This window comes from Bacteroides sp. An279, assembly GCF_002159615.1.
GTDB lineage: Bacteria > Bacteroidota > Bacteroidia > Bacteroidales > Bacteroidaceae > Phocaeicola > Phocaeicola intestinalis.
Genome location: NZ_NFJA01000069.1, coordinates 1 through 20,014, shown reverse-complemented (window position 1 = coordinate 20,014; position 20,014 = coordinate 1). Strand labels below are relative to the sequence as shown.

The 20,014-nt window shown below is 40.3% G+C and carries 21 protein-coding genes; 2 read left to right on the top strand and 19 right to left on the bottom strand.

Annotated features, from left to right (window positions below):
• Positions 1 to 408: 408 nt before the first annotated feature.
• On the bottom strand, positions 409 to 993 hold the full coding sequence (locus B5F78_RS12000; protein ID WP_087251587.1) for a recombinase family protein: 585 nt from the start codon (positions 991 to 993) through the stop codon (positions 409 to 411).
• A gap of 287 nt (positions 994 to 1,280) precedes the next feature.
• Between B5F78_RS12000 and B5F78_RS11995 the strand changes: the two genes are divergently transcribed.
• The gene (locus tag B5F78_RS11995; RefSeq protein ID WP_087251588.1) at positions 1,281 to 1,730 is read left to right on the top strand and encodes a hypothetical protein; all 450 of its coding nucleotides are present in this window, start codon (positions 1,281 to 1,283) and stop codon (positions 1,728 to 1,730) included.
• 115 nt (positions 1,731 to 1,845) lie between these two features.
• On the opposite strand, the gene B5F78_RS11990 is transcribed toward B5F78_RS11995, so the two are convergent.
• From B5F78_RS11990 to B5F78_RS11935, 11 genes are all read right to left on the bottom strand, one after another.
• A complete protein-coding gene (locus B5F78_RS11990) occupies positions 1,846 to 2,289 on the bottom strand; it encodes a hypothetical protein (protein ID WP_087251595.1) in 444 nt (147 codons plus the stop codon).
• Between the two features lie 19 nt (positions 2,290 to 2,308).
• A complete protein-coding gene (locus B5F78_RS11985; protein WP_140400146.1) occupies positions 2,309 to 2,626 on the bottom strand; it encodes a hypothetical protein in 318 nt (105 codons plus the stop codon).
• Positions 2,627 to 2,774: 148 nt separating this feature from the next.
• Positions 2,775 to 3,017: a DUF6956 domain-containing protein gene (locus tag B5F78_RS11980; protein WP_087406805.1), complete on the bottom strand. Its 243-nt coding sequence runs from the start codon at positions 3,015 to 3,017 to the stop codon at positions 2,775 to 2,777.
• 11 nt (positions 3,018 to 3,028) lie between these two features.
• Entirely contained in the window at positions 3,029 to 3,289 is a 261-nt protein-coding gene (locus B5F78_RS11975) for a hypothetical protein (protein ID WP_087251591.1), read from the bottom strand.
• A gap of 82 nt (positions 3,290 to 3,371) precedes the next feature.
• Entirely contained in the window at positions 3,372 to 3,980 is a 609-nt protein-coding gene (locus B5F78_RS11970; protein ID WP_087251592.1) for a JAB domain-containing protein, read from the bottom strand.
• A gap of 593 nt (positions 3,981 to 4,573) precedes the next feature.
• A complete protein-coding gene (locus tag B5F78_RS11960; RefSeq protein ID WP_087406804.1) occupies positions 4,574 to 5,479 on the bottom strand; it encodes an IS982 family transposase in 906 nt (301 codons plus the stop codon).
• Positions 5,480 to 5,684: 205 nt separating this feature from the next.
• Positions 5,685 to 7,091: a TlpA family protein disulfide reductase gene (locus B5F78_RS11955; RefSeq protein ID WP_087406803.1), complete on the bottom strand. Its 1,407-nt coding sequence runs from the start codon at positions 7,089 to 7,091 to the stop codon at positions 5,685 to 5,687.
• Between the two features lie 27 nt (positions 7,092 to 7,118).
• The gene (locus B5F78_RS11950) at positions 7,119 to 8,582 is read right to left on the bottom strand and encodes a RagB/SusD family nutrient uptake outer membrane protein (protein ID WP_162608540.1); all 1,464 of its coding nucleotides are present in this window, start codon (positions 8,580 to 8,582) and stop codon (positions 7,119 to 7,121) included.
• A 17-nt stretch (positions 8,583 to 8,599) separates the two neighbouring features.
• The gene (locus tag B5F78_RS11945; protein ID WP_087406801.1) at positions 8,600 to 12,160 is read right to left on the bottom strand and encodes a SusC/RagA family TonB-linked outer membrane protein; all 3,561 of its coding nucleotides are present in this window, start codon (positions 12,158 to 12,160) and stop codon (positions 8,600 to 8,602) included.
• Positions 12,161 to 12,426: 266 nt separating this feature from the next.
• Positions 12,427 to 13,593: a FecR family protein gene (locus B5F78_RS11940; RefSeq protein ID WP_087406800.1), complete on the bottom strand. Its 1,167-nt coding sequence runs from the start codon at positions 13,591 to 13,593 to the stop codon at positions 12,427 to 12,429.
• Between the two features lie 30 nt (positions 13,594 to 13,623).
• Positions 13,624 to 14,142: an RNA polymerase sigma-70 factor gene (locus tag B5F78_RS11935; protein ID WP_087251541.1), complete on the bottom strand. Its 519-nt coding sequence runs from the start codon at positions 14,140 to 14,142 to the stop codon at positions 13,624 to 13,626.
• Between the two features lie 259 nt (positions 14,143 to 14,401).
• Between B5F78_RS11935 and B5F78_RS11930 the strand changes: the two genes are divergently transcribed.
• Positions 14,402 to 15,517, top strand: coding sequence for a S41 family peptidase (locus tag B5F78_RS11930; protein WP_162608539.1), 1,116 nt, complete (start codon positions 14,402 to 14,404; stop codon positions 15,515 to 15,517).
• Positions 15,518 to 15,613: 96 nt separating this feature from the next.
• Here the strand turns inward: B5F78_RS11930 and B5F78_RS11925 are convergent, their stop codons facing one another.
• The 7 genes from B5F78_RS11925 to B5F78_RS11890 all read right to left on the bottom strand — a co-directional run bounded on the left by B5F78_RS11925 (position 15,614) and on the right by B5F78_RS11890 (position 19,879).
• Complete coding sequence (locus B5F78_RS11925; RefSeq protein WP_087406798.1) at positions 15,614 to 16,186, bottom strand: hypothetical protein; 573 nt, start codon at positions 16,184 to 16,186, stop codon at positions 15,614 to 15,616.
• A 163-nt stretch (positions 16,187 to 16,349) separates the two neighbouring features.
• On the bottom strand, positions 16,350 to 16,565 hold the full coding sequence (locus B5F78_RS11920; RefSeq protein ID WP_087251544.1) for a winged helix-turn-helix domain-containing protein: 216 nt from the start codon (positions 16,563 to 16,565) through the stop codon (positions 16,350 to 16,352).
• A gap of 460 nt (positions 16,566 to 17,025) precedes the next feature.
• Complete coding sequence (locus B5F78_RS11910) at positions 17,026 to 18,297, bottom strand: Y-family DNA polymerase (RefSeq protein WP_087251545.1); 1,272 nt, start codon at positions 18,295 to 18,297, stop codon at positions 17,026 to 17,028.
• A gap of 4 nt (positions 18,298 to 18,301) precedes the next feature.
• Positions 18,302 to 18,523 carry a GNAT family N-acetyltransferase gene (locus B5F78_RS18080; protein WP_087406796.1) on the bottom strand — a complete coding sequence of 74 codons (222 nt, stop codon included), beginning with the start codon at positions 18,521 to 18,523 and terminating at the stop codon, positions 18,302 to 18,304.
• 200 nt (positions 18,524 to 18,723) lie between these two features.
• Positions 18,724 to 19,170 carry a LexA family protein gene (locus tag B5F78_RS16880; RefSeq protein ID WP_140400143.1) on the bottom strand — a complete coding sequence of 149 codons (447 nt, stop codon included), beginning with the start codon at positions 19,168 to 19,170 and terminating at the stop codon, positions 18,724 to 18,726.
• On the bottom strand, positions 19,167 to 19,451 hold the full coding sequence (locus B5F78_RS16875) for a hypothetical protein (protein ID WP_140400141.1): 285 nt from the start codon (positions 19,449 to 19,451) through the stop codon (positions 19,167 to 19,169). Before B5F78_RS16875 ends, B5F78_RS16880 begins: the two co-directional genes overlap by 4 nt.
• A 140-nt stretch (positions 19,452 to 19,591) precedes the next feature.
• Positions 19,592 to 19,879, bottom strand: coding sequence for an HU family DNA-binding protein (locus B5F78_RS11890; protein ID WP_087249878.1), 288 nt, complete (start codon positions 19,877 to 19,879; stop codon positions 19,592 to 19,594).
• Between the last annotated feature and the right edge of the window lie 135 nt (positions 19,880 to 20,014).

Sequence of the window (20,014 nt, the reverse complement as noted above, 5' to 3'; positions counted from 1 at the left end):
CTGACCATCGATTATGAATTCCTTGCTGAAACCGCAGAAGCTATGGTACAGATTGCATTCATCCAAATCATGCTTAACAAATTTATCGAATGAAATCAAAACAGCTTCTTAATAAAAGTAAAATAATGTTCCTCGTAAAAATCAATCATTATTTCATGAATAAAATCATCACAAAGACCTATTAATTGATTAATCGTTTCTTTTCTTGGAAGATTCAAAACTTCGAGTTTTTTACCTAAAAAACTTCTACCAAAGTGGTAATAAGAATAATAAAAGAATATACCACATGAAAATAGTTTCTTATTTTTTATCCATAAATAATCATTATCAAAATGTGGATATTTTTCCTAAACTTAGAGAAATAATCGCCCTCTACTTCAGCCCATGACTGAAAATTATCAAAATCTTTCATCTTCTGTTAGGTTGGATATTCTCGCTGGTTAAATAATTATATATGGTTTGTTTAGACTTAATGCCGGTGATTTCCATAATCTGCGAAACTGCGGTCCCAGCTTTGTAAAGTTGGATGACAGCCTCCTTCTTAGGCTTCTTCATCTTAGTCCCTTCCTGCCTCCCGAACTTGACACCTCGCTTCTTGGCTGCATCGATTCCGGCTTTGCATCCTTCGAGAATAAGATTGCGGTTATACTCGGCCAGTGATGCAAGTATCTGCATGGTGAATCTGCCTACGGCTGTAGCAGTATCAAGATTATCCTGAAGGGAAACAAGTTTAATGCGTCGTTCCTCCAGCTTGGCACAAAGGTCAAGCATCTCCTTAACTGATCGGCCTAATCGGTCCAACCGGTAAATGACAAGTGTGTCGCCGGAACGCAGGTAATCCATGCAAGCAGTCAGACCTTCACGCTTGAACTCCTTCCCGGAGATTTTGTCCGTGAAGATCCGGATGCACCCAGCATTGTTCAGTGCATCTTCTTGAGAAGAAAGATTCTGCTCTCTCGTACTCACCCTGGCATATCCTATTTTTTCTCCCATAGTCTAAATTATACTTGATTTTTCAAAATTATGGTATTTAGACTTAAAAAGCAAGAAAAAAGCCCTATATATATAATGTATAAGGCAAATTCATGAAGTCTACAGTAAACTATAGTTTAATTTAGTCTTCTAAATCAACATTATTCAACTCATCTATTTTACTTTTTATTATGTAATTGTATTTATATATATCAAATAAAGTTCTTTGTATAGCGACCAATTCAAATAGAATCTCAGGATTAGAGCAACCTTTCTCGATATTACATATTATATGATGAAACTTATTCTTGAAAGTTTCAACAACATTACGTAAATTAGGATTTATACTAAATATATTATTAGCTTATGATAATGCAAGACTCATTAGAGTTCCTATTGCTCAGATTATAGACAAGAAAGAAAGAGTACAATATAAAAGGAATAAGAACAAGGTAGTATTTGCGTGTCCGGCAAAAAAAACCGACATTATTTATACTGAGGTTAAAGGTCCAAATGACAATAACTTTATAAGAGTTGATGATGTTCTAAAAATCAAGGAAGGGAAGATTACTGATGGAGGTGAAAGAATTTCAGTAGTAGACAATGATGGACTGGTCAGATGCGAAATATTATCATCTGAACATAAAGAAGCACTTAATAAGATATATGACCTTAAAACTACACAATTAGGACATATATTAAATAATACCTGGTGTGCCAAAGAGTCAGAATATATTCTGAAATTATTGAATAAATAATAATATGTAAAGGAAGGTGTGGATTTTCTACAAGGTTGATAATAGATGTTGAAATCCGCACTTTTCTTGGTTATTTCTACTCTCGTACAAGTACCTCTATTCCAAATAAACCTTATTACTGAAAACCAAAAAGCGATTTTAGTAGGACTAAAGCCTTATCAACCTCAGCTTGTTCAACTTTCATAAGGTCATCACCCCAAGATTCGGGAAAGTCAATAATTGATTTACCGTTGTTCAAGACTGCATCCCTGATGACCTTCTTAACGTTCGGAAAAGATGGCTCTATATTGAAGAACAAGCAATGGCGTACAGCCATTGAAAGAGTTTCCTCGTCTACAAAGAAACGGATAACCACATTCATGTGAACCAGACTTTTCTGTTCATATTTTTTCCTTCTGAATTGTAGTTTTGACAAACGTGAATAGAAGAAAGACGGCACATCCTTACCTTCGGACACAAGCCTTTTCATTTCATCCTGTATTTCACTGATACCGTCACGGATATCAGTAAGGTCTGTACAGTTCGAAGCGATAGCATAAGGTGAAAGTTTTGTTTTCATATCCATGTGATTAATATAGTTAAACATCATATCTATAGTTCTTATAGGTTGTGACACGGATATCCACTGCATCATATATATAGTCAGTATGGACTGATGCCATAATCAAGCCATTACATTCCAGAATATGGTATATTGTATATCTGGCAGTAATCTTATTATCTATGATAACGTACTCAACACTTTTGAAAAAGCCTTGAACAGACTTTCCTTTTGTATCAGTGATTATCACAAGCTTACCCTTGAATTGGTCAAGTTCAACAGTTTTCTTTTGAGCACTCTTCAACATCAAGTTGGCTCCTTTCAAATAATCCAAAATTGTTATTACAGGTTTCATTGGCAAATAATTAAAATGTTATAAGATTGATGAATAAAATGATGTAGTTTTTGGGGGATTTCGAAAATTTTCTTTTCAGGTTATATAGTTGCTGTCATATCGGTAATTTCTAATGATTAACGCTATTTGATTGTGTCACGCAATCAAATTATAAGAGAACCATTTCCTCGGCAAACCTCTCTATCCAGTTAACGATATAGTTCATGTTGTATTCAGAAATAATGATGGCTTCCGTTTCACTTATCTGCGTAAACCTAGAAGATTCGTATCCGTCAATGAACTCCTTTAAACTCCTAACACCGAACATTTCCTTTTCTTCTTCAAACTCTTTGTCTATTTCAGCAAGCGGCTTATTGAATGTAATGCGCAAAGTTTCGTAATTCTTTTCCATGGTATAGTTATTTAAAGTTGAACAATGGTAATATTTCCGTACACTTTTCCGAATGTTTCAGATAAATCATCAAAGTATCTGCTGCCGTACTCACATGTAAGTTCTTTTGTCCAAGAATCAAAGCTGAAAGATTCCGTGTAGTCTTTCGTTACATCCACATAGTCCTCCATACCACTTTGGCACGCAATGGTATACCGCTGTACTTTAAACAATATACTTAAACTCATGTATCTTATGGTCTGTTTCTTGACCATCATTTCAATCCACATCATAATGTATATCTTTAAATTGTTTTGCTACTTTTTCTTGAAAAAGTAGTCACAACCTATAAAAAGGTTGTGCTACTCGATTCACTTAGATTCTGCCTTCATCTGCATAACTGTAATAAGAATCATTACAGATAATAACATGGTCAAGCATTCGGATATTGAGCGTATTTGCTGCCTTTACTGTTGATTGCGTCAGCTTATCATCTTCTGTACTTGGATTATGATTCCCACTCGGATGATTGTGACAAAAGATTAGTGAAGTAGCCTCACATAAAATAGCCTCTTTAAGCACCACCCTAACATCAACCAAACATGTGTTAAGACCACCCGATGAAATACGTACTCTCTTAATAACCCTAAAAGACTGATTCAGATAAATAGCCCAACATTCTTCTGTCTTGTTATCTCCCATAACGGGATGCATATAGTCATAAATATCTGTACTCTGTCTAATAACCGGTCTTTGGCTCTTATTAGAGTTACAACGCTTATAAAGCTCCACTCCTGCCATAACCAAATTGCGCTTGCCCGGTGTCATCTGCGCCAGTATCTCATCGAAATTGCACTCTTCACCATAGACCACCTCCTTTTCCTGTACCGTACTGACCATTACTGAACTGTTGGTAAGAATGTACACAAGTTCTGAGCTATCCATAAGTCTGTAGTCACCGTTTACTTCAAATCCTTTTCTCATATCCGTATGCTTTAGAGGGTTAAACTTGAATTATTCTTCAGCTAGATTTAGACCTTTTTTAAACCTTTGTCTTGGTTTGGTCTTTTGTCCGCTGACTTTTTTTTATTGGGAATCATTCCCCATCTGAGTTTGAGCCTTTTTTTTACGGCATTGACATTTCAGGGAAAGTGGAATTAGAAAAGTTTTGAACGGGAAAAATGTTGGGGAGACCTGACGACATCGTTATTTTTTCCGGGCAAAGGCTCGAAGCCGGAACTCTTTCATTTCCACTATCCCCTTATAAATTTGCCGTCAAAAACAAAGGCTCTCAGACGGGGTATACCGGACTTCGAATGAGGAAGCGGACAGCAGAAAAGACCAATGAAAGACAACCGGAAAAATAATTCATACCGATTATTCAAAGGGTGCACAAGGAGCTTTTGCGACATACCTTAATAGGGCGGTGGAATAAGAGGTATGTATATTGAAGGAAAGTATAAAATCCACAGAAACGAACTCTTAAAGCGAAACCTTATGGGTTTTACTGAACAAGATGGTTTAATTAGGTTTCATGAAAATAAATACTCTTATAGTAACGTGAGTTCGAAATAAAATCAAAAAATAGCAAGTTGTCCGTCATTGACAAAATTCACGTCAATGGCGGGCTTCTTTTCAAAAAAACAGTATGCCGCGATAGCCGACAAGGAGTTGGCTATAAAGTTATTGAATGAACGATGTCTTGAGTGTTCAATCTGTGCTATGTTCTTCAGTTCGTCATTGACCGTTTCAATCAAGGCTCTTTTTCTGAGCAGAATCTTGTCAGCGACACTCATCAGTGAGTTCTTCATATTATTTTTAACTTTAGTGACAAGCTGTATGCGATTAAGGAAGAGGTTCTCAAATAAAGCCTGACCGATATATCCTTTGTCTGCGCATAGTTTTCCTTTGATGTTTTCCAGAAACTTGCCTTGTTTCAACGGTTCCCGGTCATCCACGTTTCCAGGCGTGAACATGAAATTGAGTATCTCTCCTTTGTCATTGATTATCAGATGTAGCTTGAATCCGAAGAACCATCCCATAGAACATTTCCCACGCTCGGCAAGTCCTTTAAATGTCTTATGAATCAGGATTCTTTGGTTACGACATACACGCAAGGGAGTGGAGTCGACGAAACTGATACCGGTACAGGTTCCCAGCAGGACTTTTTTGATGAAGATGGTCAGGGGAAGTAATACTTCCTTCTCCAGTTCCACAAAACGGTTATAGGAAACCTGACGCGGAAAAAGGTGTTTCAGATGTTTGCAGACATACTCCTTGTAGTAATGTTTGAAACAACGGAAACCACCGGAGTGGAACAGGATTAAAATAACCATAATCTCGGCATCACTCATACGGTTGGGTTTATTACGATGCCTGGTCTTCTTGTCCTCAATCATATATTTTTCCTGTTGCAAAGCAAATTCCTTGCAAAAATCATCGGCCATATAATAAATCTCTGTAATTTTAGACTCCGGAAACATAGTGGTAATCGTTTAAATCTTATAATTCGGCACTATAAATTTAATACTTTTATCGCTATGTTCCTAATTATCACTGAAATATATTTATTCTTATTTCGAACTCACGTTACTTTACAAAGGGATTGAAAAACCTTAGCAAAAAAAGAAACGCACAAAGCGGGAGATTGATTCCGCACATGCGTTTCTTTGAGAGAGAAAAAAACAATTACTTCACATACGGAGCTATCAGTGCCTCAAAAGCCTCATCGTCTGATGGACGCGGAGCATCTATAGAAATAATCTTACCTTCCTTATCAAACAGCATAAAACGAGGGATAAACGTGATATTATATTCTTTGGCAAATTCCGATTCAAAGTTATCGGGAATGATGTATTGTTGCCAAGACGAATTATCCTTCTCCAATTTATCAAGCCACTCTTTCTTGTCTCGATCCAACGAAATGCTTACAAACTCAATGTTCGGGTTATCTTTATACTTTTCCACTTTTTTCTCCACAAAAGGAATTTCCAGACAGCAAGGACCGCACCAGGTCGCCCAAAAGTCGATATAGGTTACTTTGCCTTTTCCTACCACATCCAGGAAGTGCACAATCTTCCCTTCCTTGTCCTGCATTTCAAAATCGGTAGCCTTCACACCCGGCAACAATTTGGCCAACGAATTATAAATAGCTTCATTTTCTTTGAACTCTTCACTCTTGCCGGAAATTGTCCGATAAAGCTCAAACGTTTTCGCAAGTCCCGAAACGTCCGAATTCGACAGCATCTGCGTCATTCGCTTATCGGCAACCTGCCCGGCCCACTCCTTATTGGCTATGTTGTCACGCAGATAACAAAAGAAGCGTATTCCATAATCCATACCTTTATACAAGTCGGGCGACTGCTCCAACCGGAAATCTATCACCTCAATCAACAGATATGGACTCACCTTCGGGTCATTCAAATCTATAGAATTAACAAAAGCCATAAAACCGGCATCTTTGCTGGCATCATTCCCGTCATTTTTCAACCGCCGATAATATATAAATTCCATATCATTCATCATCAAATCCAATTCGGCAGTCTTCTCTTTTGCAAAAGCTTCGCATGTGCCTTCCAACGCCTTGTGCATACGCTGCTTCTGTTCGGCAATCTGATTCATGTAATTCTCAAAGGTAACAGGCGTTCCATCTGCATTCTTGAATACATAATTGTAAAATGGAGGAGTATTGAGATAATCAGATTCTTTCTTTCCCGTACCGGTAAATACGGCAGTAAGCTTATAATCCGGAACAGTAGCATCACCTATTGTTATTTCACCGTCTGCACCCGTAATCTTAACATCCAGTTTTCCTCCCGGTATCAGATAGCAATGAACACTCTTCTTGTTTTTCAGATAGTTTAAGACAAGCGACCCTTCTTCAGCCTTCTGTAAGTTTTTTACTTCATACGAGAAAGAACCGTCTGCCTGCAAGGGGATAGTGTCAGACTGTCCCCTCCGTGCAAGTATAAACTCACCCTTTCCTTGATAATCAGGTACATTTCCTGTAAGTAGAACCGAATTTTCAGATTGTGCGGAGCAAGCTACCCAGCCTGCTACCAAAGTGGCATACGCCACTAACCTTAAAGATTTCATAGTTTTATGTTTGTTAAAAATAGATTATTACTGTCCCCTCCATGACTCATTCCATTCAAGAACCGTTTCAGGAATTGCTGTTTTCAATCCGCTTTCATCTAATGTGAAAGTCTGCTCACCGTCAAAATGAGTAACAGGTTTCATATCCTGGAACAAAGGATCATTCCACAAACGACGGACGGTATACCAGCGATAGCCCGTAGCCATAAACTCGCGGTTCAGTTCGTCCACACAGAAGCGTATCAAATCTTCTTTGGTTGTAACCGAAGACGGGACCTCTTCATGTCCCGGCAACACACGGTACTTACGGAAGTCGGCCAATATCTGACGTGCATTATCTTCACTGCCCACACGTGCCTCACATTCTGCCAGCATCAGATATACCTCGGGCAGGTTAAGTCCAAGATTGATTTTATCACCAAGAAAGCCGGGATAAGGATAAGTCAACGGAGTTCCTTCTCTGTTGACCGTACAAATCAGATTCCGGCGCAGGTCATATTCGTCATACAACGCATAAAATTCAGGATTCAGATAAAAGGTAATTTGATCACCATATACAAAGTAATAAGAGTTCATCATTGTATTCTGTTTGCACCACAATACCTGACTGCTTCTGAACAGATATGGCAAGATATCCATATCACTATACAGTTCATCCGCCGTCAGCTCACGGTAGCCATAAGGACGCATCAGCTCATTGTAATCCAACAGATAAACTTCCGCAGCACTTTTCGGCAACAGCTCATAAGCGGTACGCAAGGCAGTAAGCGCCTTGTCATATTTCCCCATCAGGAAATACACCTTACCCATCAGTCCGTAACCGGTAGGTTTGTATACCCGCATCCGGTGGTCTACACGGTCTTCCAGATTAGGGCAGGATTCCTCCATTTCGGTAGTGATGAAATCATACATCTCTTTCATGGTGGCACGCCGGTAATTCATAACCGAAGTATTAGCTTCCGTCACCAACGGAACAGTCAATTCTGTTTCGGCATAACTCTCGTCATAAGGCAGGGCAAACCATTGTGCCAGCAGGAAGTGCATGTAAGCCCTACTGACGCGTGCTTCCGACTGCAAATAGAGCTTTTCCTTTTCGCTGCCGGTGGCACTCATCACTCCGTTTACAATGGAATTGAACACATAAATCTGTTTATAAGGCTCTACCCATTCCGAACTTTCCTGGTCGCCACGGTATACTTCCTGTTTGTATTGGAACGCATTTTTTATTGATGAGCCATAAAATGTATTCATATCCAACTGCGAATAGCAGTCTGGTGTAAATATCAGGTCGTCACTTCTCCAGAACGCATAATAATCATGACTTAAGCTCAGATTCATAAACAGTGTAGTATTAAACATACCGTTGTACTCATTTACGGAAGTCGCGATGGCCTTTCCACGAGGAGCCTCATCTAAAAAACTGTCGCAACTCGAAAGTAAGTTTGCAGAAAGCAACAGACAGCCCGCTGCTATATATGCTATCTTTTTCATATTCATTACTAATTTGTTTAGAAATTAATGTTTACTCCTACCGAATAGGTCGGACCAAACTTCTCCTGATAGTTATTAGAAAATCCCGAATATGCGTATGCTTCCGGATCAATTCCTTCGTTATTTGCTGCCCAATAGAAGAGATTGCCTATTTGCAGATTTATCCGGGCGCTTTCAGCATAAAACTTACGACAAAGTTCTGAAGACAGACGATATGTAAGTGTCAAATCGCGTAATTTGATATAAGACGCATCCAATACATTACGATCGGCATAATAATACGGCATAAAATCCGAATCCTCGGAATATGCAGAATATCTAGGAATATCCGTATAAGCCTCATCTCCTGGTTGACGCCAGCGTTTATCAAAATCCCGATATAGATTACCTGTTAAACGTCTTCCGCTAAATGAACTATCGTTGCCTATTGCAACACACTGTTTTCTCATTTTATTTCCAAAATTATAAATGAACATAAATGAAAGCTCCCAGTCTTTGTAAACAAACCGGTTGGTCAAGGCACCGTAATATACCGGAATGGTTGTACCGGAATACACTTCATCGTCCTCATCAAGCGTATACAAATCATCGCCCGAAATCAATTCGCCCTCTTTATTGTATGCCTGTGGCAAACCTTCCTCATCCAAACCTGCATAACAATATGAGAACAATGGACCAGTAGGATAACCTTCTCTATAACCTACCCTTTTTTGCATCAAATTAATTGCATCAGTACTTTCTACTTCCAATTTAAGCACTTTGCTTTTATTTTGAGAGAAAGTCAAAATGGTGTACCAATTAAAGTCGTCCGACTTGATATTATGACTGTTGACACTTATTTCCAGACCTTTGTTCGATACAGAACCGATATTTCCCACAGCCATTGCCCAACCTGAGGTAGGATTTAGTGACATCGGTGCAATCAAATCGGTAGTCTTCTTGTCATAATAATCCAATGTTACATTCAAACGATGCTTCAATACAGAGAGGTCAAATCCTAAGTTATACGTACGGGTTTTCTCCCACGTAAGCTTGTTGTTGGCTGGAGTAGAAATGTCATAACCGCTTTCTTCAAACCAGGGACTGCTCGTCGCACTCAGGATGTCGTACTTTCCACCCATGCCCGGGTCGGGAGAGTTACCGGCAAAACCGTAAGTGGCACGCAATGTCAGGCTGTTAAGCCAATCATAACGGTCCATAAAACGCTCTTCCGAAATTTTCCATGCCAGACCGACAGACCAGATAGGCTTGTATTGGGTATCGGGATCACTGCCGAAAAGGTTTGACTGATCCATACGCAGGCTGGCATTCAGCACATACTTGTGATCGAAAGTATAGGCAGCGTTACCATAGAGAGAGAAATAGCGCCGCATGATTTCATTCTGTGAGAAGTATCTGTAAGAAAAGCCGTTTGATTCACCGTAAACAGGATTGCTGATATAATTGCGCAAGGCATAAATGTCATAATCCGTTCCAAGCATGGTCTGCATATCATATCCCCGCACAAAGGAATTATAGGTTGTACTGACATACTCACGCAACTCTGTACCCAACAAAGCTGTTATCTGATGCTTCCCATCCTGAAAATCACCGTCATAAGTAAGCTGGTTACGGAATGTCCAGTCAGTAACCAGACCGTTGTCCAAGGTAAAGTGTCCGCCCTTTGCCGGTAATACGCATTCCAGTGTATTAGCATCGGTCGCCTGCAGACGTTCTTCGCGCACCGCATACGTTTCCTGTGGAAGAAATGTTTCAGTCTTGGTATGAAAGCGACTGTACTGGTAACGTGTTTCATACCGCAAGCCTTTCAACAGAGAGAAAGTCAGACCGGTATTTACACGCAGATTGGTACTGATTTGCTTGCTACTGGAACTGTTAAGATCATCTACCGGGAAAAAGCTCGTATCAATGTTAGTCAGCTCTTCCGCCTTTTCACGCTTGTCATCGGCAACGTAATAAACAGCCCAGTCGACAGCTTCTCCATTCTCGTCATAGAAGGTAGCGTATGGCAAATCACGATATATGGCCGTATAGGTCCAAGGCTCTACTTTCTTGTTCAGACTTCCGTATACACCATTCACCGTATAATCCCACTTCAGCCATGGTGTCAGGTTAAAATTCTGCTTGATATTGAACGTAAAACGATTGTTCATATCCTTTAAGGTTCCCTGTTCGCCAATATATCCCAGCGACACATAAAAATTCTGCTTGTCTGTTCCTCCGCTCAATGATATGGTGTGACGGGTCATCCATTTGTCACTCATAAAGTTGTCTTCGTAACTTTTCCGTCCATCCTGTGCCGCCAAACGTGCCAATGCCGCATCCCGTTCTTCCATGGAGATTTTCCCCATCTTATAAGCATACATGTAACGTTCGTGAGGTAATACAAAGGGATCTGAACCATAACTTGTCGCTGTAGTAGAAACATAGTCATAATCATATACTTCTGAATAAATGTCAAAAATTTCCTGCGCATTCTTCATAAAGGTAGCGCCGTCCATCATCTTCATGTATCCGTAATCGGGCTTTCCGATATAAGTAAATGAACCGTCGTATGAGATATGGGTTTTGTTACTTTTCTGCCCTTTCTTGGTAGTAATAACCACTACACCATTGGCTGCTTGAGAACCCCAAATGGAGGCAGCCGTTGCGTCTTTCAGCAACGTGACGTTTTCAATGTCATTTCCATTAAGCAAGGTTTCCACCTGATCTTCCTCCAAAGGCATACCATCAACAACAAACAGAGGAGAACGATTTGAATATACAGAAGTAATTCCACGAACAATATATTTGTCGGCCCCCTCGCTCATGTTTACGCTCAAACCGGTAGCCAAACCTTCAAGGCTCTGTATGATGCTTCCCGTCAAGCCGATTTTGCTACTGACAGCGTCGCCTTTGATGATTCCATAAGAACCGGCACTTCTTTCCCGCGAAAGAGTCTGATAACCGGTAACCACCACATCACTAAGCAGCTGACTGTCATCTACCATAATAACCTTCAATGATTTGCCCGACGAGGCAGTTACTTCCTTATCATTTTTCCCGATATAGGAAAGAAGAAGCTTCACCGACTTCTTATCTCCCGAACTGAGCGAAAAGTTTCCGTTCAAATCGGTAATTGTACCTTCGTTCGTTCCCAAAACCCTTACGGTAACTCCAATCAGAGGCTCACCGTGCTCGTCAACTACCTGTCCGTTGACAGAGCCCGATAATGACTGCTTCAGTTTCCGCTCTGCCGCAACACGAAACACATGTATAAAGCGGTTATCTATTTCATAGTTCAAATCCGTATTCTGCAACAGTTCTGACAAGGCCGTCTGAACCGTAACATCCTTGAGTGTTACACTCACAGTATATTTCCCGACATCTTCGTAGGCAAACTGAATCTTGTAGTAGCCCGACAAACGTTCCACCTGCCGGAGCGCTTTCGACAACTGTTCATTCTTACACTGATAAGTAATGTTTTTTGGATTCACATCCGGCTGTGCCATCATTGCGTTAATGGAAAACAAACAGCCCAACAGTAGCAGGAACCATCTCCCCCTAGCTTTTTCTTTCTCTTTGCATAAATTTTGCATAGCGCATTTGTTTAACGGTTAATAATAAATAATACCATAATGTTACCGGATACAGCCATTACCTGTCTCTAATGGCGTACCTATCCGTTTCTCATCAAGCTTTTTGTTATTAATAACACGCAAGGCCTGAAAATGGTCACCCCCTTTTCTCAAAAAAATATACCCGGAACAAAAATTTTTCAAGAGCCGGACTGAAACCGGCTTATAAAAAAAGACGGCTCACCGGGAACCGATGAGCCGACAGATATCTGAACCAGCTGTTTTTATCAATACTTATTCACTACCAGATTATTGCCTTCGAGACTGACACGCACCTTGCGAAGACGGTTGAGGTTTTCAAGCGTATGCCCGATATCATCGTGACGCGAAGCACTGAAATGCATTTTCTGCCTCATCAGGTCCGAAGAACGGAAAACGACTCCCAGATTATACCAGCGTCCCAGCTCACGAAGAATGTCAACCAGCGAACTGTTGTCGAAATAGAAAAAGCCGTTTACCCACTGGCACACGGAATACGTATCTATCTCACGCACCTGTATCTGTCCGGCCGCATCCAAAGATGCGTCTTGTCCCGGCTTCAAAGTCACCTCGGGAGTTTTTCCGTCGGGAGTATATACTTCTACCGATCCACTTACCAGAGACACATGCGAAAGCTCCGAAACATAACTTCTGAAGTTAAACTCTGTTCCGAGCACACGCACCTGCATCTTGTCTGTGGTAACGATAAAGGGGTTCTGCTCGTTGCGGGCCACCTTGAAATAAGCTTCACCTTTAAGGTTGACGCGACGTTCCTTACTTGTAAAGGCCGATGGAAATTCCAGACTGCTCTCGGCGTTGAGCCACACCTCGGAACCGTCGGACAGAATTACCTTGAAATCCATGCCGCGGGGAGTAGAGAGTTTCTGCATTTTGCCTTCACCTTTTTTATTCTTCATGGAAGAAGAAACTGCATGCTTGCCTTGAGACTGTGCCACCGGCTGAAAGGATAATGAATCCTGCAACGAGATGTCAAACAGTTCGCTGTCGTCCTGCAGCAATATCTGTTGCCGCGTCTCGTCATAATTCATCGCTATTACGTGCAGGTCTTCGGCTGAAGATGACGGCAAGGCGAAATGGTTATATAGCAAGATGCCAACCAGCATGGCCGCGGCACCCGACAGGGCTGCCAGAGCAATCTGCCACTTGTAGGCATGCGTTCTGCCAGAAGTCTGAATCTGTTGCCTGCTGAACTGCTTCCACGTTTCATCCACATCGGGGCATGGAGTCTTATGACGCATACGAGCCATTTTTGCCAGCATGACATACGACTCTTTTTCCTCGTCCGTAAGTTCGGAAGCCAGAGAGTCATCATCCTTGTCCGTATCCAGACTGTCGGAGTTCAGCATATCCGGTGATGACGGTTGTTTGTGTATGTCTTGTTCTTCATTCATCATACCTATATAACACCTTATGTATTGAAATGGTTACCCCTTATTCTTATTTTTTAACTCAAAAGCTTTCCGAAACATGGTAAAGGCCTTGTTCATATGCTTGTGCACGGCACTTACGCTTATGTTCAGCATTTCTGCCACTTCCTGATATTTACGGCCTTCAAAATGACATTGTTCAAAAATCATACGGGTCTGCGGACCAAGACTGTCCATCACCTCATCTATAACCTGCAACTGCTCTTCATGGGTATCCACATCCCCACCTATCACGTTTTCACGTTTTTCAATCACTTCCTGTTGGTATTTCATCTCTACCTGTTTGTCACGCAGATAGTTAATGCACAGATTATGCACCGACCTGTAAAGGTAGGCTTCAATCCGCTCATTGCGCAAGCGCTCATAACGCCTCCAGGTATCACCAAACAGTTCGCTGACAATATCTTTTGCTACTTCGGAATCTTCCACCCAGTCCAACGCATAATAAAAGAGCTTGGAGTAATTCTTCTTGAACAACTCCTCAAATTCTTTCTCCCAGACTGTGTGTGCCGACATTAGTTCGATATTTTAAAATTGATTGGTGACAAAGGTACATATTTTTGTGAAAAATGAAAGTTGACTCAGTTTTTTTATTTTGCTTTCCTGCTTGGGGGTAATTCTTTCATTGGTAGTCATGGCTTTATGCATTCGGAAATTCTATGAGTATTATGATTTATGGTTCAAGATTGTACGCAAACCTCAATTGAGTTATATCTCAGAACTCAGTTTGTCCCCCATGCAGTGCAAAGAGGATTTCAACGAGATAACCCAAATCGTGAACGACAATTATCAGGAAATAGCCCATCGAAAAAAGATTGATTTACAGAAACTGAATGCCGAATACGCGGAGAAAGTCTCGAAAGTGGAAAATGCACAACAATACGGACAAATCCTGTTGGAGTATTTGGCTAGCTTGGAGAATATGCATACCTATCCTTTTTTCTCATTTCATAGCAGTAACTTCTCATTGGTGACGCGGAATGATTCTGTATGGGTCGCAAAGGACAGAAAGAACCTGCGGAAAAAAGATTTGATTATTGCCATCGACGGTATCGCCACGGCAGATTATATGAAAGAAAAATTGAAATACACGTTTGGCTCTACTTATCAAACAAGGAAAAAACTTGCAGCAGTAGGTGTGCTCTCTTCTTATGCAGATACTTGTAAACGAGTGACCGTGTTGCGTGGCGACTCTGTCTTTGAAGTAACTATTCCTCTTTACAAAGATGAGGATGAGCAAAAAAAGCCTCAAGGAGTAGCGAAAGATAGTGTAAAATTATCTTCGCAAGGCATGAGCCCAAAAGTGTCTCTATTGTTGGCAAAGGCACTGAAAAGATTGGATAACATAGGTTATATTAGAATTCCTCATTTCTTTTCCGGAAGCGTGGAATATTTTTATAGTCAGGTTGATAGTACATTCAAATGTCCTTATCTCATCTTGAATCTGCAAAACAATCAAGGCGGAGTGAGAAGGAATGTCCTAAATATTGCTTCATATCTCGTTACAGAACCTGTTACCATGGGGGATATGATCATAAAATCAGATACCTCACGATGCTATCGGGGCAAACTGTTAGTCCTGACAGATGAATTCACTTCTTCAGGAGGCGAAATATTGGCTGCTATATTGAAAGGGCAGCCTAATGTGACGGTAATAGGCAGACGTACCGGGGGTGATTGCGGTAGTATGGCATTTAATTTTAAAACCTCGCATGGCATTGAATTCAAGTTAGCAACAGAAATCCCGTATCTTTTACCAGATGGAACAACGTGGAGCGAAGGGGAAGGAATTGCACCGGACATTCAAGTGGAAGAGCGTTTACCATGGGAAGATAAGAAAGATGCCTTTCAAATAGCTTTGGAGTTAATAGAACATAACAAAAAACATTAGATTATGGATTCAAAGAGACCGTAAATAGAACTGTGTCAATTAAAGAATTGATTCAGTTCTATTTACGATTTACGTATTCCATCATAAATACTCCAATTACAGGTTTTCATCACCGAAGAGTTTAAGCTGGTGCTTGTTCTCCTCTTCTTCAGCTAATCTTCTCCGGCGTTCATATATCATGTGTTCCTCATGTTTAAGAACACTCAACATATCCCTGATAGTTTCCAGTCTTTTATCTTCATCTGTAAAATACGGAATATTCTCTTCGTCAGCTTTAGTGTACTGAGTGAACATATCGATATAGCACTTGAAATTTCCCTTCAAACAATCCGGCACTCTTAATGTCGATGTCACAAAACCGGTCTTACGTTTGGAACCAGCTCCAGCCCTTTTTCCACCACGTTTATCTTTCATTATCTTCTCAATATCCCAAGCAGTAATGGCAGTTTTTGATAAATAGATCTTCTTACCGTTTTCCGCCAAGGCATAATAGATATCATGTGGCCATTCTTTCCATACCTTCGTTATATGTCCCATGAAATAAAGGCGAAGGAATTCCTTAGTAAGGCGATTGTCGGGAAGTTTCCCGACTGAAGTTGTACCATCCATGCCAAGATAAACATCCACATCAATATTATATTTTTCAACAAGATCAAATTTATTATCCATATATGGTGATTTGTATGTTTTGGGACAAATATAATAAATTTTGATTATGTGACGAAATCAGAATAGGATAATATGAGCGTTTAGCGTTGTAAAATCCATTTCACAAAAAGCTTGCCTATCCCATCAGGAATAAGGCAAGCCTACAGCATAATCACACGATGAGTCAGTCTTTCAAAGAATATGTCTTCACTGTTTTCTTACCTACCTTCTCTGTAGAGAAAGTAAGTTTATCTTCCTTCGACAACCATCCGATAGCTGCCCAGAACTCAGCCTCTGAAAGTTTGGACTCCTTCTTAAGATGTGCAACTTCAACACTCTTTTTACCATTAAGAATATGCCAGATGATGCCGGCATTCTGACCAATTAATACCTGTTCCATAATAAAATGATTAAATGAATAATGAAAATAAATATATTGAATGACATCTATAACACCTATGAGAAGATGTAATAGATATGCTTAAATACAGCTATAGATTTATATTGAAATGCGCTTTAATTTATTGTCAAATAAGAGGGGGAAGAAAAAGAGATATCAAGAATAGAATGCTCTAAGTACCTTATAACGGAACAAAGATAAGGAAATTATTTGAATAAAAACACAAGTAGATTGTACAGCACCGAAATAATAATAAGAGGGCATAACAGTAGCACATCAAAAATCATAGATGGCTCAACCATCATACGCCTGTACCAGATATAATCACTTTCGGTGCAGTACCAATAAAGAAACATGACCAAGAAACAAAGGTCTATGATGAAATGATAAATAAAATACCACTTGATAATTTTGAGAATCTTATTTTTCATAGCATCTATTATTGTAAAGAATTTGTAATCTATTTGACCGTAATGACATCGTCGAGATTGGTGGTGTACTGCTTGCTGATATGTCCGCATTTAAGATGCCATGACTTGTCCGTCGTACCCTGAACAGCCACCTTTATGGTATTATGCCCATTCTTGCGGTTAATGGCATCTATGGCAGCAGCTAGACGTGCCTGTCTGTCACGGTCAATGGTATCAAAAAGGTTAGTCTGGATTGCGGAATCGGAAACGATATTCCATACAATGACTCCGGCTTTCTTATAGAAATACCTGCCTTCTTTACGGTAATCCATGCGGAGTGCCCTTACTGCGGTGCTGACAAGTTCTTGAAGATCGTTGGTAGGCACCTGTAAATGGATGGTACGGTTGATGCAATGCTGCGGAAGATCCAGCCGAAAACGGCTGGTATAGGCGAAGACAGTTATCTCCGTACAGCAGCTGTGTTGCATCCGGAGTTTACGCACACATTCGGAAGAAAAGTTTGCCACAGCTTCCTCTAAGCTGGAGAAGTCAGACAGACCGGAATCAGGAAAACTGCGGCTGGTGCAGATACTCTTCTTCTGCGGAAGTTCCTCGACATCGATACAGCTTTCACCACGAAGTTCCTTCCAAGTACGTACACCTGTTATTGTAAGCAATTTTCGCACAAAACTCTCATTTTTCTGCGTGAAATCCCAAGCTGTATTAACACCGTAATAGTGCAGCTTGTCCAAGCCTCGATGACCGATACCCCAGACATCGCCAATTTCGAGACCTTGTAATGCCTTGATACGTTTTTCCTCAGTATCAATCATGCATACGCCTTTGTATCCCTTGTATTTCTTCCCGTAGCGGCTTGCCACCTTAGCCAAGGTCTTTGTCGGAGCAATACCCATCGTAACCGGAATGCCGGTACCCTTCCCTATGGTCTTTACAATCTTGTGTCCGTAGGAAACTAGCTGCTCACCTTCCCCGAAACCGGAGAAATCCAGAAACGCTTCATCAATGGAGTATTGTGTAAGTTCAGGCGTAAATTCTGAAAGCAGCATCATCACCCTGCGGCTCATATCGCCATACAGGTTATAGTTGGAACTGAAAACAGCCACATTGTTTGCCTCCAGAACATCACGTATCTGGTAGAGAGGCGTACCCATCTTGATGCCCATTGCCTTGACTTCGTTACTTCTGGCCACAACGCATCCGTCATTGTTCGAGAGAACAACGACAGGCTTGTCACGAAGCAGCGGATTGAACACACGCTCACATGAACAGTAGAAGTTATTGCAATCCACAAGAGCTATCATCTGCCTACATATTTGACCAGATCATTTCATAACAATTCTCGCCGGTTTGTTCATCAATGAAGCTGTTACTTGTATAGAAACCATTTCGTTTATAAAATTCAACAGCTCTCATATTCTTAGCAAAAACGCTCAATCTCAGAGTCTGATGTTTTTGTTTTACATAGTCCAGTAACAGTTTGCCTATACCATTCGAACGATGATTTGAATCAACAAATAAACCTTCTATATAATCACCATTTTAGCCTATAAAACCAGTTATTGAATCATTGTATAGGTTAATATATACCTCTGACTGAAGTAAGGCTGGTTCAACATACTGGAGGCTATTAAGCCAAAAATCACTTGGTATAAAGTCATGAGCTTCAAGATTAGCGTCAGTCCATATATTTAAGACTCTAGAGACATCTTCTCCCTGCAAATTCCTTATCATCTTTTTTTAAGCTGCCTTTTGATGTTATATGTAAGAACCCCCCATATCAGGAAGTTGTTTTCTTCGGTAATCTTAATGGGTGAATATTCCTCATTGGCCGGAACAAGCCATATACAGTTTTCTTTATCATCAAAACGCACAATCTTCAGCGTGAACTCACCGTCGATGAAGGCCACGACAATGTCACCGTCCTGAGGATCCAGTGACTTGTCTATGACAAGAAGGTCGCCGTCATCAATGCCACAACCCTTCATGGAATCACCGGAAGCACGGGCATAAAAAGTGGTGGCAGGATGGCGTATCAGTACCCTATTCAGGTCTATGCTGTCAGTCATGTAATCCTGGGCCGGAGAAGGGAAACCCGCCCTTACACCTTGATCGGCAAACGGCAATGGCAGTTCACTGCTAAGATCGGCAGAAAACATTGTAAGTTTAACATTCATCCGAGCAACCCTTTCTCAACCATTTCCTTTCGGAGGATTTCTTTCTCTACTTCTGTCATATCAGCAAGTTTTAATCTATGAGGATTCTGTTTCTGATATTTCTTGACATCTTCTATCACATTCTGGAAGTCATATAAAAACTCACAAGAAGCTCCATGTCTTCTGTAAATTTCTAATGCAGCCTCCAACACTTCCACAGTGCAGGAATCATCACCCTGAAATACAACAGCCGGTATTTCATTAACGAGGCATTTTCTTAATAAAGCTAGTTGATCTTTCATATAGCCACTATCCTATCTATTTATCATTATTTCTGACTGGTGTATAATAATATTATAGTTGTGTAACTTTATCCTGTCTTTATGTCCCTTACAGATATTTGTAAAGGACATAAATGGATAGTTGTGCAAAACTATCCCTATTATATGCCTTTCAATCTGCTTATAGAGTCTATAAACTCTTTGGCCGGTTTGAAAGCAGGTATATTATGTTCTGGCACAATTACAGTAGTGTTTTTACTTATATTACGAGCAGTCTTTTCTGCCCTATGCTTTAAGATGAAACTTCCGAAACCTCTCAAATAAACAGGCTCCTGATTTTTCAATGAACATTTCACTCCAGTCATAAATGCCTCTATTACTGTTAATGCTGTTGTATAATCTATGCCTGTGGCAGAAGATATTTGTTTAACCAATTCAGATTTAGTCATATTGTTATTTATAAAGGTTGATAATAAATTCAAGTTTCGCAAGTTCAACTTGCAGCTTTTAATCTATAAATGTCGCAAATATGTTTCATATCTTCCTCCCTGTTGATGATAGCCTGATAGATATCTTCGTCAGTC